15 protein-coding genes are annotated in these 11,830 nt (G+C 59.4%); 3 read left to right on the forward strand and 12 right to left on the reverse strand.

The genetic code is table 11. The features are described from left to right. Window positions 1–282: 282 nt before the first annotated feature. Window positions 283–513, forward strand: a complete 231-nt coding sequence (secG, locus tag D1646_RS09545) for a preprotein translocase subunit SecG (protein ID WP_160636242.1) — start codon at window positions 283–285, stop codon at window positions 511–513. A 60-nt stretch (window positions 514–573) separates the two neighbouring features. Here secG and D1646_RS09550 read toward each other — a convergent pair whose 3' ends face one another. Then, window positions 574–1,773 (reverse strand): VWA domain-containing protein, encoded by a 1,200-nt coding sequence (locus D1646_RS09550; protein ID WP_160636243.1) that lies wholly within the window; start codon window positions 1,771–1,773, stop codon window positions 574–576. A gap of 127 nt (window positions 1,774–1,900) precedes the next feature. Between D1646_RS09550 and D1646_RS09555 the strand changes: the two genes are divergently transcribed. Both D1646_RS09555 and D1646_RS22675 read left to right on the forward strand, forming a co-directional pair. Continuing rightward, the gene (locus D1646_RS09555; protein WP_160636244.1) at window positions 1,901–2,062 is read left to right on the forward strand and encodes a hypothetical protein; all 162 of its coding nucleotides are present in this window, start codon (window positions 1,901–1,903) and stop codon (window positions 2,060–2,062) included. A 97-nt stretch (window positions 2,063–2,159) separates the two neighbouring features. Further along, window positions 2,160–2,309, forward strand: a complete 150-nt coding sequence (locus D1646_RS22675) for a hypothetical protein (RefSeq protein WP_201754622.1) — start codon at window positions 2,160–2,162, stop codon at window positions 2,307–2,309. A gap of 100 nt (window positions 2,310–2,409) precedes the next feature. Here the strand turns inward: D1646_RS22675 and rnhA are convergent, their stop codons facing one another. From rnhA to D1646_RS09610, 11 genes are read right to left on the reverse strand one after another with little or no spacing between them, the layout of a single operon-like run. Then, entirely contained in the window at window positions 2,410–2,850 is a 441-nt protein-coding gene (gene rnhA / locus D1646_RS09560; protein WP_160636245.1) for a ribonuclease HI, read from the reverse strand. Next, a complete protein-coding gene (gene gyrA, locus D1646_RS09565; RefSeq protein ID WP_160636246.1) occupies window positions 2,847–5,351 on the reverse strand; it encodes a DNA gyrase subunit A in 2,505 nt (834 codons plus the stop codon). Before gyrA ends, rnhA begins: the two co-directional genes overlap by 4 nt. A gap of 22 nt (window positions 5,352–5,373) precedes the next feature. Beyond that, window positions 5,374–5,841, reverse strand: coding sequence for a hypothetical protein (locus tag D1646_RS09570; protein ID WP_160636247.1), 468 nt, complete (start codon window positions 5,839–5,841; stop codon window positions 5,374–5,376). A 16-nt stretch (window positions 5,842–5,857) separates the two neighbouring features. Next, the gene (locus tag D1646_RS09575; protein ID WP_160636248.1) at window positions 5,858–6,748 is read right to left on the reverse strand and encodes a hypothetical protein; all 891 of its coding nucleotides are present in this window, start codon (window positions 6,746–6,748) and stop codon (window positions 5,858–5,860) included. Window positions 6,749–6,760: 12 nt separating this feature from the next. Continuing rightward, window positions 6,761–8,716, reverse strand: coding sequence for a DNA topoisomerase (ATP-hydrolyzing) subunit B (gene gyrB / locus D1646_RS09580; RefSeq protein WP_160636249.1), 1,956 nt, complete (start codon window positions 8,714–8,716; stop codon window positions 6,761–6,763). Between the two features lie 44 nt (window positions 8,717–8,760). After that, window positions 8,761–9,369 carry a hypothetical protein gene (locus D1646_RS09585; protein ID WP_160636250.1) on the reverse strand — a complete coding sequence of 203 codons (609 nt, stop codon included), beginning with the start codon at window positions 9,367–9,369 and terminating at the stop codon, window positions 8,761–8,763. Between the two features lie 28 nt (window positions 9,370–9,397). Continuing rightward, entirely contained in the window at window positions 9,398–9,802 is a 405-nt protein-coding gene (locus tag D1646_RS09590) for a PH domain-containing protein (RefSeq protein ID WP_160636251.1), read from the reverse strand. 16 nt (window positions 9,803–9,818) lie between these two features. Then, complete coding sequence (locus tag D1646_RS09595) at window positions 9,819–10,085, reverse strand: extracellular matrix/biofilm biosynthesis regulator RemA family protein (RefSeq protein ID WP_160636252.1); 267 nt, start codon at window positions 10,083–10,085, stop codon at window positions 9,819–9,821. 8 nt (window positions 10,086–10,093) lie between these two features. Further along, window positions 10,094–10,414 (reverse strand): hypothetical protein, encoded by a 321-nt coding sequence (locus tag D1646_RS09600; RefSeq protein WP_160636253.1) that lies wholly within the window; start codon window positions 10,412–10,414, stop codon window positions 10,094–10,096. A gap of 3 nt (window positions 10,415–10,417) precedes the next feature. Next, window positions 10,418–11,521: a DNA replication/repair protein RecF gene (gene recF, locus D1646_RS09605; RefSeq protein ID WP_160636254.1), complete on the reverse strand. Its 1,104-nt coding sequence runs from the start codon at window positions 11,519–11,521 to the stop codon at window positions 10,418–10,420. Beyond that, window positions 11,518–11,733: an RNA-binding S4 domain-containing protein gene (locus D1646_RS09610; RefSeq protein ID WP_160636255.1), complete on the reverse strand. Its 216-nt coding sequence runs from the start codon at window positions 11,731–11,733 to the stop codon at window positions 11,518–11,520. The genes recF and D1646_RS09610 overlap by 4 nt, the downstream gene beginning before the upstream one ends. Between the last annotated feature and the right edge of the window lie 97 nt (window positions 11,734–11,830).

Below are 11,830 nucleotides of genomic sequence, written 5' to 3' on the forward strand. Positions count from 1 at the left end.
CTTGTTGTCCTCCCTTTTTTCTTGTGTTGCACTTCATATGATAATCTTTCCACCCCCTTTCAAAAGGGGGCAAGCGGATGCGCCGCTTGTGCGCTCCTGCGGTATCACAAGGTGAAACGACCCCAGCCCGCTCTACAAATTTTCTCTACTTTCCGAATTAAAGAAAGTTGTGAAAATCCCTTGCAATCCCCGGTGAATTATGATATGCTTTTCAGTACTTCCGGATTTTCCGGTCAAACAGTAAATTTATGGCCTCCGGGCCCTTGAAAGGAACGAGTAACTATGCTGAATCTGATCCTTACCATTGTCCAGGTCCTGTGCGGGCTGGCCGTGATCGCCGTGGTCATGCTCCAGTCCGGCAAGAGCGCTGGTCTGTCCGGGGCCATTGCCGGCGGCGCGGACACCTTCCTGTCCAAGAACAAGGCCAAGAGCCTGGACGCCAAGCTGGCCAAGATGACCAAGTGGGTTGCCATTCTGTGGATCATTATCACTCTGGTCCTCAGCCTCATCTAAATAAAATGTGAAACCCCCGCCTGACGGCGGGGGTTTCCTATTTTATAAGGGCGCGGGAGTTCACCTGGTGAGCAGTTTTTTCATACCCTCCTCCAGACCGTCCACGGTGAGGGGGAACATGGGAAATTCCCGGGCGATCTGGTCGTAGGTCTGGGACCAGTAGGCGCCCCAGTCGGGGCGGCGGCTGGGATTGAGCCAGACGGTGTGGCGAAACCGGCCCTTCAGCAGCCGCAGCCAATCTATGCCGCACTGGGGGCCGTCCGCCCGGTCGCTGCGGCCATACCAGCCCCCTGACAGTTCATAGGGGGCCATCTGGGCATCCCCCACCAAAATCAGCTTGTAATCCCCGGGGAGATTGGACAGGACCCAGTCGGTGGATACGCTGTTCCGGGACAGAAGGGTTGGGTCGTGGTACAGCCGGGCGTAGGGGCAGTTGTGGAAGTAGTACACCTTCAAATCCTTAAAGTGGCCCGACTTGGACACCGCCTGAAACAGGGCAGAGCACATCTGGGCGTAGTAGTCCATGGAGCCCCCCGAGTCCATGAGCAGCAGCACCTTCACCGTATTTTCCCGGGGTCGTTTGTAGCGCACCTTCAGCACGCCGCCGTTGTTGGCGGTATCCTGGATGGTATTGTCCACGTCGAACTCGGTAGGGGGGAGGTCCACCAGCCCGGAGTACTGCCGCAGGTGCCGCAGGGCCACCTGAAACTGGCGGGTGTCCAGGGTGTTGTCCCGGCGGAAGTCCCGGAATTTTCGCTCTCCGGCGACCCGGAAGGCCCGGCGGTACATGGACTCGCCTCCCACCCGAATGCCCTTGGGGGAGAGGCCGGAGTTGCCGAACACCGACATACCGTGGGTCCCGACCCAGTAATTGCCCCCGTTGTGCTCCTCGTTCTGCTCCTGCATCCGCTCCTTGAGCATCCGCTCGATCTCCTCCTCTGACAGCCCCAGGTTTTTCAGCGCCTGGATCTCGTCCCAGTTGGCATATTCGGTCAATACATCGGGTTTATTCAGCCAGTCCAATAACTCCTTGGATACCTCCTGCTGAAAGGGGACGTCCCGGAAGTACTCCAAAAAACTGCGGTCGAAGGCGTCAAAGTCGGCTTCGCTCTTCACCAGCAGACAGCGGCACAGGTGGTAAAAGCCGGTAAAGCTGGCGCTGTGGAGATTTTTTTCCAAACCCTCCGCCAGAGCCATCCACTCGGTGAGAGAGACCTTCAGCCCGTTTCGCCGCAGGAGATAGAGAAAATCTTCAAACAAGGGCTTCACCATCCTTTTTGATTATTGTACCGTCTTTTTTGGGAAAAGGCAAGTAGGTCCCCCTTGCTTTTTTGGGCGGAGCTCTGTAAGATAGGCTTACCATTAGATTTCGGAAGGAGACAGGCCCATGGAAATCCTTGCTGTAGCTCTGTTCACCGGGGCGGTAATCGGCATCCCCATCGCCATTCTGCTGTATAACGACTACGGCTCAAAGCGGGGCTGTGGACGGGGCTGCGCCACCTGCGGCAATCGGGATATCTGCTACCGCAAGAAGCGGAAAAAGCGATAGCCTCCGTTCTTTGTGTTGATTATCTCACCATCTCCATGTTATAATACACCTGTAAGGGTCATGTCTCCCGTGTCCAACAGAGAAGGCGGTGTAAAACGTGGGAACTGAGAAAGAGCGCAGGGATACCCAAAAAGCTGTTCTCTACGACCTGAGGCGTTTTTTAAAAAACAGCGGCAAAGACACCTATTCTGTAGAGGAGCTTTGCAACTTACTGGATACCATTGCTGACGCAAAGGATCAGGAATAAAATCAAAAGCTCAGAGCCGGTTGGCTCTGAGCTTTTTATAAGCACTTATTGCTCTTCTGAGTTTCCTGATCCCGGTGCTCCAGCAGCTGACCTTGGCGGCTCACTTATATTTTTGGCTCTCCGCCACCGCCAGCTGGTCACAGCGGTTGTTAAACTCGTTTTCCGCATGGCCCTTCACCCAGTGGAGGTTGACGGTGTGCTTCTCGCACAGGTCCAGCAGCTTTCCCCACAGGTCGGGGTTGAGGGCGGGCTTTTTATCCGACTTCACCCAGCCCCGGGCCCGCCAGCCCTTGGCCCAGCCCTTGCCCAGGCCGTCAATGACATACTTGCTGTCGGAGTAGAGCTCCACCACACAGGGCTCCTTCAGCGCCTCCAGGGCGGCAATGACCCCGGTGAGCTCCATTCGGTTGTTGGTGGTCTGGGCCTCACCCCCGGACAGCTCCTTTTTGTGGGACCCGTACATTAAAATGGCCCCCCAGCCCCCGGGGCCGGGGTTTCCGGAACAGGCCCCGTCGGTATAAACCGTAACTGTCTTCCTCATTTCGGGCCCTCCGGCTGAGCGGTCTCTCCGCCCTCCTCACGCTCGGCCAGAGCCAGGGAGATGACCTTATCCCCCTCCTCCTTAAAGCGCATGACAATCACGCCCTGGGTCGCCCGGCCTGCCATACGGATGGCGTCCACATGGGTCCGGATGAGGATACCGGCCTGGGTCACCAGCAGCAGGTCCTCGGAGCCGTCTACCACCTTGATCCCCACAATGGGGCCCGTCTTCTCGGTGACCATATAGTTCTTGATGCCCAGTCCGCCCCGGTTTGTGATCCGGTATTCCTCCACCGGGGTCCGCTTGCCAAAGCCCTTTTCAGTGATGGACAGTACCGTCCGCCCCTCCAGGGCCCGGGCGGCGCCCACCACATAGTCGCCTTCCCGCAGACGGATACCCCGGACACCCACGGCCTCCCGTCCCATAGGCCGCACGTCGCTTTCGTTGAAGCACACCGCCATACCGTCGTGGGTTGCGATGAGGATCCTTTTGGAGCCGTCGGTCTCCCGGACGGAAACCAGCTGGTCCCCCTCGTCCAGGCGCAGAGCGCGGATGCCGTTGTTGCGCAGGTTTTTCAGGGCCTGTACCGGCAGGCGCTTTACCGTCCCCTGGCGGGTCACCATAAACAGGAACAGCTCCTTATCCCCTGTCTCCCGGAAATGGAGCATGGTCTGGACCCGTTCCCCCTGCTCCACCTGGAGAATATTTACAATGTTGGTGCCCTTAGCAGTCTTACCGCTCTCGGGGATCTGGTAACCTTTTTTCCGATAGACCTTGCCGGTGTCGGTGAAGAAGAGGATATAGTCGTGGGTGGAGGCGGTGAACACGTCCACCACATAGTCCTCCTCCCGGGTCGTGATGCCCTTTTTCCCCATGCCCCCCTTGGACTGGGCGGCGTACTCGCTGGCGGGGGTGCGCTTGATGTAGCCCGCCTGGGTGAGGGTAAAGACACACTGCTCCTCCTCGATCAGATCCTCAATGTCGATCTCGTCCTCCACATCCTGAATGTCGGTGAGGCGCTCGTCGCCGTACTTGTCCCGGATGGCGGTCAGCTCGTCCTTGAGGACGCCCCGCAGCATCTCCTCAGAGGAGAGCAGCTTGTGATAGTAAGCGATCTTCTCTTCAATTTCCTTATACTCCGCCTCCAGCTTTTCCCGGTTCAGACCCTGGAGGGAGATCAGCCGCATATCGCAGATGGCTTGGGCCTGGACGTCGTCCAGCTTAAATCGCTCCATCAGCTGTTCCTTGGCGTCGTTGTAGCTGTTGCGGATGATATGGATCACTTCGTCAATGTTGTCCTGGGCAATGAGCAGTCCTTCCAGAATATGGGCCCGCTCCTGGGCCTTTTTCAGGTCGTACTGAGTGCGGCGGATGATGACCTGCTCCTGGAAGGCAATGTACTCGTCCAGCACATTGCGCAGGGACAGGACCCGGGGCTGGAGCTTGCCGTTCATCTCCACCAGGGCCAGCATGATCACAGAGAAGTTGCTCTGCATGGCGGTCTGCTTGAACAGCTTGTTGAGCACCACCTGGGCGTTGGCGTCCTTCTTCAGCTCAATGACAATGCGCATACCGTTGCGGTCGGTCTCGTCCCGCAGGTCGGAGATGCCCTCCAGCCGCTTGTCCTTCACCTGGTCGGCAATATTTTTAATCAGCTGGCGCTTGTTTACCTGATAGGGAAGCTCGTTGACAATGATCCGGATGCGGTCCTTGCCGAACTCCTCAAACTCCGTCTTGGCCCGCAGCACCACCTTGCCCCGACCGGTGGCGTAGGCGGCCCGGATGCCGGAGCGGCCCATGATAATCCCCCGGGTTGGGAAATCGGGGCCCTTGATGTGCTCCATCAGGTCGGCCAGGCTGGCCTCCGGGTTTTCCAGCACGCAGATGGTGGCGTCAATCACCTCCCGCAGGTTGTGGGGAGGGATATTGGTGGCCATGCCCACGGCGATGCCGCTGGAGCCGTTGACCAGCAGGTTGGGGAAGCGGGAGGGGAGCACCTTGGGTTCCTTCCGAGTCTCGTCAAAGTTGGGGTCCCAGTCCACGGTATCCTTGTCAATGTCCCGGAGCATCTCGTTGGAGATCTTGGACATACGGGCCTCGGTGTAACGGTAGGCCGCGGGGGGGTCGCCGTCCACGCTGCCGAAGTTGCCGTGGCCGTCCACCAGCATATACCGCATGGAGAAGTTCTGGGCCAGCCGGACCATGGCGTCGTAGACGCTGGAGTCGCCGTGGGGGTGGTATTTGCCCAGCACGTCGCCCACGCAGGTGGCCGACTTCTTAAAGGGCTTGTCGCTGGTCAGGCCGCTCTCATACATGGTATAGAGAATGCGGCGGTGGACCGGCTTCAATCCATCCCGCACATCGGGCAGGGCCCGGCCCACGATGACCGACATGGCGTACTCAATATAGCTCTTTTCCATCTCCCCAACCAGCTCCGACTCGGTGATGGCCTGGTTGGGAAAGAGGATATCCTCGGGTTTATAATCTCGGTTGTGTGCCATAATTACCTCACTTCTATGACCGTCAGCCGGTCACCTTCATCCAGTCCATGCCGGGGTAGGGCTCCAGCGTGTGGGCGTACCACTCCGCGCATTTGGCCGCCAGTTCCCGCGCCTCCGGCGTATTGGGTATGGTATCCCGCATTCGAATGACAGACTGTCCGTCACTGCACTCAATGGGGGCCTCCTCATGGGAATCCAAAAGGTCCGGGCTGAAGCAGACCCAGGCGGTCTCTGTCTCCGCGTCCCAAACCTGTATAAAAATCAGCTCAGGGGAGGACTCCATCATCAGAAACTGATCCAGATCATCCTCCTCCGGCGCCAGGAGCAGACTGGAATATCTCCCGTTTTTGACTTTTCGGATCATATCCTGAATGCCCTGCTCGGAAATATCCGCAAGCTCCTGGCCGGGCATACTGCCGTGCGCAGCAAAGTTGATTTTGATACCCTCTGGCATCGCCGGAACGGGGCCTTTTTTGACAATCTCTTCCACAAAAATCTTCCTTTCCTCAGCACTGCCTGGGCGGCCACACGCCGGTCAGGGCTTTATTGACAAACTCCATCGGCTCCGGGTAGGGGAGCGCCAGCGTTCCGCTGGGAGTCCCGCGCCACCGGGCATAGCCTCTGGAAAAGGTCTTGTAGTCCGGCATGGCCAGCTGATCAAATTCCTCCCCGCTGAGGACGCGGGCCGCCAGCCGGTACAGGCCGTGGGCGGGGAGGAAGGGCTCCTTTTCCCAGGAAACATCCACCCGAGTGACCGTTTGACACAGGGTCTGGAGCTGTTTTCCAGCTTCTTTCACGTCCCGGCGGCACAGGGCCAGCAGGTAAGAGATCACTGCCCGGTCCCACTGAGGCTTTTTACTGGCCGCAAACGTCTCCCCGTTGGGAACGGCAAACTCCAGCAGAGCCCGGTCCTGATACCACAGCCCCGCCAGCAGAGGGGCGCCCACCCGATAGAGGGGATATACCTTTTTCGGGACCTTCTTCTCCATTCCGGCAGGGAAGATCCACTCCATCAGCCCATCATCCCCCACCGCAATGGCGGCCAGTGCCTGGAAAAAGTACCAGAACTCCTCACCTGGGTTCAGGCGCAGGCCAAAGGTCTGCAGCCGGACACTTTGAAAGTTCGTGTCGTTCAGGCTCTGCCAGTCCTCCGCCTCCAGACCGCGTTGTATCATCTGCTCCGCCGGGAAGCAGGTCACCGCCGTCTCCAGCCCCATCCATATGCACAGCGGGTCGCCTGGGTCCCAGCCGGGCTGCTCAAACAGACAGCGGAAACGGGCCGTCACTTCCTCCAGATAGGCGCCTATCGGGTCGGTCTTGATTCTCTGGTGCAGATGCTGAACAGTCTCTTCTGAATAGAGTCCTTCCACTTTGACAGTGCTGTTGTTCTCCACCATTTCTTATTCCTCTTAAAAGTCCAGATTGTCCACATACTGGGCGTTCTTTACAATCCAGTCCTTCCGGGGCTCCACCTCCTCGCCCATCAGGACGGTGAAGATCTGGTCGGCGGCCACCGCGTCGTCCAGGGTGATACGCCGCAGGGTGCGACGCTCCGGGTCCATGGTGGTCTCCCACAGCTCGTGGGGGTCCATCTCGCCCAAGCCCTTGAAGCGGTTGATCTCTACCTTCACGTTGGGGTTGTCCCCCCGCAGCTCGGCGGAAATTTTGTCCCGTTCCTCCTCGGAGAAAGCCAGCCGTGTGGTCTTCCCCCGGGTCAGCTTGAACAGAGGGGGGACGGCGGAGTACACATAGCCCCGCTCGATCAGGGGCCGCATATAGCGGAAGAAGAAGGTGAGCAGCAGGGTACGGATGTGGGCCCCGTCCACGTCGGCGTCGGCCATGATAATGATTTTGTGATAGCGCAGCTTGTCAATATTAAATTCCTCGCCAATGCCGGCCCCCAGACCCAGCACCAGGGGATAGAGCTTGTCGTTGCCGTAAATTTTGTCCGCCCGGGCCTTCTCCACGTTGAGCATCTTGCCCCACATAGCCAGAATAGCCTGGAAGCGGCTGTCCCGCCCCTGAATGGCGGAGCCGGCGGCGGAGTCGCCCTCCACGATATAGATCTCGCACAGGGCGGGGTCCCGCTCGTTGCAGTCCTGGAGCTTATCGGGCATCTGTCCCGACTCCAGCACCGACTTGCGGCGCACCGACTCCCGGGCCTTTCGGGCGGCCTCTCTGGCCCGGCTGGCCATCAGCGCCTTCTCCAGAATGGCCTTGCCCACGCCGGGGTTCTCCTCCAGGAAGACCTCCAGTTTCTCGCTGACCACGTTGTTCACCAGGGTCCGCATTTCGCTGTTGCCCAGCTTGGTCTTGGTCTGCCCCTCGAACTGGGCCTCGGTGAGCTTTACCGAGATGACCACCGACAAACCCTCCCGGCAGTCCTCGCCGGAGACCTTCTCATCCTCCTTCAGCAGCTTGATCTTTCTGCCATAGGCGTTGAGCACGTTGGTCAGGGCCCGGCGGAATCCCTCCTCGTGCATACCGCCCTCAGCGGTGTGGACGTTGTTGGCAAAAGAGGCCATGATCTCCTGGTAGCCGTCGTTATACTGCATTGCCACCTCGGCCATGGAGTCCTCCCGGGCCCCGGCCATGTAGATCACGTCGGGGTGGATGGGGGTCTTGTTCTGGTTGATGAAGGAAATGAACTCCCGGATGCCCCCCTCGTAGCACATATCGTCCTCCTGCTCCTGGCCGGGACGCAGGTCCACCGTCTGGATGCGCAGGCCAGCGTTGAGGAAAGCCTCCTCCCGCATACGGGTGTGGAGGGTATCATAGTTGTACTCCAGGGACTCGAACATTTCCGGGTCGGGCTTGAAGGTGACGGTGGTGCCGGTGTGGTCCGTTCTGCCCACCACCTTCATCTCCTGGGTGATCTTCCCCCGGGAGAACTTCATCTCATAGATCTCTCCGTTTTTGTGGACCTGGACCTCCAGCCACTCGCTCAGGGCGTTGACCACCGAGGCGCCTACCCCGTGGAGCCCGCCGGACACCTTATAGCCGCCGCCGCCGAACTTGCCCCCGGCGTGGAGGATGGTAAAGACCACCTCCAGAGCGGGCTTTCCCGTCTGGGGCTGGATATCCACCGGGATACCACGGCCGTTGTCGGTGACGGTGATGGTGTTGCCCGGGTTGATGGTGACGGTAATGTCGGTGCAGTGGCCGGCCAGGGCCTCGTCAATGGAGTTGTCCACGATCTCATACACCAGGTGGTGCAGTCCCGACTCCGACGTGGAGCCAATATACATACCCGGGCGCTTGCGCACCGCCTCCAGGCCCTCCAGGACCTGGATCTCCGACCCGCCGTACTCGTGGTCGGTCTGGGTCGTGTTCAGTTCATTCATCTGGTTCAATTCTTCAGCCATGCTGTGAAACCTCCTGTATCAAAAAGGGAACCCGTTTTTATATATCAAGCCGCAGGGGCGGCGGTAAAGGTGATGGTGGCGGCCACGCCGGCGTCACAGCTGGAGCTGCGGAAATCATCCATCATATTCGCCTGGATGGCCGCGTCCTTCCAGCCCAGCTCCATGAACAGAAACTGCTCTTTGCCCGGCTCGATGACGGCGGGCTGCTCGTCTGTGTTCAGCCCCTTCCTTCCAATGGCGGCGCACTCCTTCAGTCCGGTGGTGTACTTCACCGAGTACTTGGTATGGCCGGTGTTGTCCAGCTGGAAAAAGTTACAGCCGTCCTCCAGCAGCTGGACGCCGATCTGTCCCTGCCTGTTTTCTACCTTGCCGTTGATCTCTCCGCTGCTGACCCATGCGCCGTTGGTCAGGACCCACACATTCATGGAGAAGCCGTTGACCGAATCGTCCACACAGAAATCATAGAAACCCCCGTCCACCTCCAGCAGCTTTAAAATGTCCTCCGTCTCCTGGCTGAAGCGGGTCCTGGTCATGGTCATAGCCAGGGCGTTGCTGTTGGGCGTGCTTTGCTCCTCCTGGGGCGGATCGTTTTTTCCTCCGCAGCTGGTCAAAAGCAGCACCATTGCCGCGAGGAGGGCTGTCAGTCGTCTCATAGTTTTTCCTCTCTCTCTAAAGTGTGTGTTAATCCAGCTCGTCCTCCGGGTCCTCCACGTCGTGTAAGCCGCCGTCCCCTTCGCTCCCCACCAGTTCGGTAGTGCGCATCCGCCGTTTGTCCTTGGCCGTCTCCACGTGGCGGTGGATCAGCTCCTTCACCTCCCGGGGACGCTTTACATTTTTCAGGTCCAGGTGGGGGATGCTCTTGTCCGAGGAGACCACGCACACTGTTCCAACTCCGAAAATCCGCTGGCCCAGGCTGATATTCAGCTGGAGGTCCCGGACCCGGTAAAGCAGTACCTCGTCCTGCTTGAGGTTGAGCAGGCCGGTCTCGCAGAACAGCCGGTCCTCACTGAGGCTATACTTGGTGAAGGAGAGGGGCAGGCCCAGGTGGCGCTTGCGGTCCCTCCACAGATATTCGATGGCTTGCATATGTCGTCCTCCTTATTCAGACTTCTATTCCACTCCGCTCCGCCCGGTGGGCCAGAGTCGCGGAGGAGAGGGGGGAGATATACACCACCGGCTCCCCCCACCGGCTGTCCACCAGGATGAAGGACCGGGGCAGGTCGCCGGTGAGCCAGATGGCCCGGCCCTCCTGCTCCGCCCGCTCCAGATACTCCCGGGTCTTGTAGGCCCAGCTGGCGTTGTCCAGGTCGAAGACCCCTAAAATGTCCTGGTCGGACACCATAACCGATTGGCCCAGATGCAAATACATGGCGGTCCCTACCCTTTCTTCCCGATCCTCAGCAGATATCCCGCCAGCACTCCGAACATGGCGGAGAAGGGCAGATAAAAATTCAGACCTCCCTCATACCAGAAACCCCAAATGAGCGACTGGATATTGACCCATCGCGCCAGATATGGGACCATGGTGAGGAACAGCGCCAGTTCGGCCGCGGCCAGGGGGAGCAGAATCCATCTCTGCATCCGGTCCGTAGCCATTCTTCCGGCAAAAAAGGCCATTCCGCCGGATATCAGTGCGAGAGGGAGGATCACAAACGCATTTTCCAGCGTACATTCCAGGATAAATCTGATCTCGTCCATTGGTCAGCTCACCTTTCCATTTTGAATGTGGAAAGCCCTGCCCCCCTCCAGGCCCTCCAGCTTCTCCTCCTCGCAGCAGGTGATGAACACCTGGCCCCCCCGAATGCGGTTGAGGACGAAGGCCTGCCGCCGGGGGTCCAGCTCAGAGAGGACGTCGTCCAACAGCAGCACCGGCCACTCGCCGGTCTCCTCCTGGAAGATCTCCCGCTGGGCCAGCTTGAAGGAGAGGGCGGCGGTGCGGGTCTGGCCCTGGGAGGCGTAGGTCTTGGCGGACTGCCCGCCGATGGTGACGGCCAGGTCGTCCTTATGGGGCCCGGACAAGCACTGGCGGCTGTCCAGCTCCGCCTGCCGGTGGCGCTCCTGGTGGTCCAGCAGCATGGGCAGCAGCTCCCGGGGCTGTTTTTTGGGGTCGTCTATGGTGGACACCGTCTCATAGGTCAGCTCCAGCCCCTCCCGTCCCCCGGAGAAATCGGCGTGGATGGCGGGGGCGTGCTCCTTCAGGCGCTTGATAAAGTGGGCCCGGTAATGGATCACAATGGCGCCCGTCTGGGCCATGCGCAGGTTGAAGTCGTCCAGCAGCTGGAGCAGGGAGGGGTTCTCCGGCCAGTCCCGAAGGATGCGGGTCTTGTGGTCGCAGAGCCGGTGGTACTCCGCCAGGGCCTGGGCGTACCGGGGCCGCAGCTGACAGATGGCGCTGTCCAGAAATTTTCTCCGGTCTGCCGCCCCCGCTCTAATCAAGGACAGGTCCTCCGGACAGAAGAGCACCGTGTTCAGAACGCCCGCCAATTCCCCGGCGGTCTTTAGACGGACCCCGTTGGAGTGCAGCTGACGCCCCCGGCCCCGGAAGAGCTTGGCCTCCAGGGTAAAATCCCGGCTGCGGCTGAACACCTCCCCCTTTAAAAAGGCGGAGTCAACCCCCAGCATAATCATCTCCTTGTCGTACCTGGCCCGATGGGACCGGGCGGCAGAGAGATAGGCAATGGCCTCCAGCAGATTGGTCTTGCCCTGGGCGTTGTCGCCGTAAATCAGGTTGACCCGGGGGTCAAAGGAGACCTCCAGATGGGCGTAGTTGCGGAAAAAATCCAGCTCCAGCTTCTTGACAATCACGTGACCACAAGCTCCGTCTCGCCGTCGATGGACGCCCGGTCCCCGGGGCGCAGCTTCCTGCCCCGCATGGTGCAGGTCTCCCCGTTGACAGACACCCGCCCCTCCTGAATTATCAGCTTGGCGTCCCCGCCGGTCTCCACCGCCCCGGCAAACTTCAGCAGATCCTGGAGCTTGATAAACTCCGTCCTGATTTTGATTTCGTGCCGCTCCATTCTTCTCAATCACCTCTCTATTCTTCTTTTCTTTTTGAAAAAAGAAAAGAAGCAAAAGAAAAACTTCTGGAAAAAACTCCGCCTGCGGCTGCGTTTT

Origin of the sequence: Pseudoflavonifractor sp. 60 (assembly GCF_009911645.1) — a bacterium.
Taxonomy (GTDB): Bacteria; Bacillota; Clostridia; order Oscillospirales; family Oscillospiraceae; genus Lawsonibacter.

Coding starts and splice junctions, on each gene's coding strand:
- secG (WP_160636242.1), top strand. CDS start 283: ATGCTGAATCTGATCCTTACCATTGTCCAGGTCCTGTGCGGGCTGGCC.
- D1646_RS09555 (WP_160636244.1), top strand. CDS start 1,901: ATGGAAATCCTTGCTGTAGCTCTGTTCACCGGGGCGGTAATCGGCATC.
- rnhA (WP_160636245.1), bottom strand. CDS start 2,850: ATGAGGAAGACAGTTACGGTTTATACCGACGGGGCCTGTTCCGGAAAC.
- gyrA (WP_160636246.1), bottom strand. CDS start 5,351: ATGGCACACAACCGAGATTATAAACCCGAGGATATCCTCTTTCCCAAC.
- D1646_RS09575 (WP_160636248.1), bottom strand. CDS start 6,748: ATGGTGGAGAACAACAGCACTGTCAAAGTGGAAGGACTCTATTCAGAA.
- gyrB (WP_160636249.1), bottom strand. CDS start 8,716: ATGGCTGAAGAATTGAACCAGATGAATGAACTGAACACGACCCAGACC.
- D1646_RS09585 (WP_160636250.1), bottom strand. CDS start 9,369: ATGAGACGACTGACAGCCCTCCTCGCGGCAATGGTGCTGCTTTTGACC.
- D1646_RS09590 (WP_160636251.1), bottom strand. CDS start 9,802: ATGCAAGCCATCGAATATCTGTGGAGGGACCGCAAGCGCCACCTGGGC.
- D1646_RS09595 (WP_160636252.1), bottom strand. CDS start 10,085: ATGTATTTGCATCTGGGCCAATCGGTTATGGTGTCCGACCAGGACATT.
- D1646_RS09600 (WP_160636253.1), bottom strand. CDS start 10,414: ATGGACGAGATCAGATTTATCCTGGAATGTACGCTGGAAAATGCGTTT.
- D1646_RS09610 (WP_160636255.1), bottom strand. CDS start 11,733: ATGGAGCGGCACGAAATCAAAATCAGGACGGAGTTTATCAAGCTCCAG.